The organism is Kitasatospora sp. NPDC051705 (genome assembly GCF_044453265.1).
In the GTDB taxonomy this organism is placed as follows: domain Bacteria; phylum Actinomycetota; class Actinomycetes; order Streptomycetales; family Streptomycetaceae; genus Kitasatospora.
In genome coordinates, this window is the sequence record NZ_JBITCO010000070.1 from 1 (window position 1) to 1,089 (window position 1,089).

2 protein-coding genes are annotated in these 1,089 nt (G+C 70.0%); one reads left to right on the top strand and one right to left on the bottom strand.

The features are described from left to right. Positions 1–278, top strand: a 278-nt coding sequence (locus ACIA8Q_RS33850; RefSeq protein WP_360223530.1) for an electron transfer flavoprotein subunit alpha/FixB family protein, incomplete at its 5' end; no start/stop codon positions are given. Between the two features lie 110 nt (positions 279–388). Here the strand turns inward: ACIA8Q_RS33850 and ACIA8Q_RS33855 are convergent. After that, complete coding sequence (locus ACIA8Q_RS33855) at positions 389–823, bottom strand: hypothetical protein (RefSeq protein ID WP_360223533.1); 435 nt, start codon at positions 821–823, stop codon at positions 389–391. Between the last annotated feature and the right edge of the window lie 266 nt (positions 824–1,089).

Sequence of the window (1,089 nt, forward strand, 5' to 3'; positions counted from 1 at the left end):
CCGTCGGCGCCTCCCGTGCCGCGGTCGACGCCGGCTGGTACCCGCACAGCAACCAGGTCGGCCAGACCGGCAAGCAGGTCTCGCCGCAGCTGTACGTGGCCAACGGCATCTCGGGCGCGATCCAGCACCGGGCCGGCATGCAGACCTCGAAGACCATCGTGGCCGTCAACAAGGACCCCGAGGCCCCGATCTTCGAGCTGGCGGACTACGGCGTGGTCGGCGACCTCTTCGAGGTCCTGCCGCAGCTGACCGCCGAGGTCAAGGTCCGCAAGGGCTGATCCCCGCGGGGAGCACGGGAGGGCGTGGCACCGGGTACTCGGTGCCACGCCCTCCGTCGTGCGCGGGGGCCGCGCCGCACGCCCTCCGGCGTGGCCGCGGCCGCCCGCGGCTACTCGGTGAAGGCGGCCAGGTGCTGGGTGAAGCCGCCCTGGGCCGGCGGCAGCGGGCGCGGTTCGGCGTCCAGCGGGGGCTGCGGCTCCTCCATCGGGAGCAGCCGCAGCTCGGGCTGGTCGGAGTCGGGGGAGGGGAGCAGCCGGACCCTGGTGCCGACCGGGACGGTGCTGCGCAGCCCGTCGACGATGCACCACACGTCGAAGCCCTCGGCCATCCGGATCAGGGACTTCTGACGGACCAGCGGCGTGCGGGCCTGCTCGACCTCGCAGCGCCGGACGACCCCGGTGCCGGTGCTGGCCTCCAGCCGCAGCTCGGTGGAGCCGCAGGTGGGGCAGAGCAGTCGCTGGAAGGTCGGGTTGCTGCACCACGCGCAGCGCTGGAAGTACAGCGTGGTGCTCCGGGTGTCGGTGTCGATGGCTGAGTGGACCACGCTGTCATCTCCCTGCGCTCGGACCGGCTTGTTCGGCAGAAGTTCGGCAGGAAAAAGGATAGGGAACTCAGTGCCGCCATGTGAAGGCACTGAGTTCCCTTTTTGCTGCGCGCATGCATAATGAAGGGTACTGAGTACCGTCGTGAAACAGGAGTGGCGATCATGAGCCAGGACTTCGATCTCTTCCGTATCTCCGAGGAGCACGGGATGCTCCGTGAGGCGGTGCGTTCGCTGGCCGAGGCGAAGATCGCTCCGTTCGCGGCGGA